Here is a 1,089-nt window from a genome sequence, read left to right as displayed (position 1 = left end):
CCTGATAACACCGGATGCCACAGCCTGTTTCAGCCAGGCACGATACATCGGGCGGGTGACGGCACCAATAAACCAGTCCTGCAGGATCAGGTAGCCATCAGTAGACTCAACCAGTTCCTGACGCTGGGCGCTGTAAGTGCCGTTATAGTTGCGTGCCGTACTGGAAAAACTCAGACGACTGCCCGCCGCCACGGCACGCAACTGACCATTACGAAAAGTTTCAAGGTTAGGATTGGGACGATCCGACTTCACCATTCCGATTTCTTCGCCGGGTTTCAGATCGTCGTAAATAATGCCTGGCTGAATGGTAAGCTCGCGTTCATTCTCCTTGCTGCCATTACCATCCGGTTCATAGCTCTGCCCGTCGCCTTTCCGGATGTACATCCCCAGAGCAGCGGCGATCCTTGCTGCAGTCAGCTCAGAATCTTCATACTCTTTCAGGGCACTGAGGCGGATCAGCACACCGGACAACAAAGACGTCCCGCGCATCTGGTGCAGACGGCGAACAAATTTAAGATGCAGCATTCGCTCTGCATCCACTTCTTTGGTTTCCATCTGCCGCCCGGATACGGGACGGCTTTTATACACCAGATATTTTTCGGGACGCCCCCAGTCATCAACAAACACGCCCTGATTCAGCCTGTTGCTCTCATCACTGGTCATGGGAATAAAGTCCGGCTCGAGCGCCTCCAGCCAGAAATGAACACCGGCAGAAGGCGTCAGGCTGTTTATGCGCCCGGAAACCATCTGGGCAAACACCTCACCATCGCGCAGCCAGGTACGCAGCATCAGACGTTCCAGCATCGGACGGGTAAACTGCCCGGTGACTTCCGGACTGACAGACCATTCACTCCATCGGGTGCGTATCTCCGCTGCCAGATCACGGGCAATGGCCCCATTGCGTAATACCGGATGTGGCTCGACAATAATCCCGTTTTTCCCCACCACCCGTTCTTCCAGCTTGTCAAATACACCAATAACCAGATCGTGGTTGTTATCAAGGTAACGGGCCTGCTCACGTAACGACACGGCCCCGTACTGGCTTAACTGGTCGGCAGTTCGGTTTTCCCGCCGGGCTTTGTGTGTCCG

1 protein-coding gene is annotated in these 1,089 nt (G+C 55.0%); it reads right to left on the bottom strand.

The genetic code is table 11. The features are described from left to right. A partial coding sequence (locus K0335_RS22065; protein WP_219362178.1) for a phage portal protein occupies positions 1–1,089 on the bottom strand: 1,089 nt, incomplete at both ends.

Source organism: Escherichia sp. GZ89, from assembly GCF_019366485.1.
GTDB classification, from domain to species: domain Bacteria; phylum Pseudomonadota; class Gammaproteobacteria; order Enterobacterales; family Enterobacteriaceae; genus Escherichia; species Escherichia fergusonii.
Note: the sequence above shows the minus strand (reverse complement) of the source record. Positions and strands in the feature narration are given on the sequence as shown.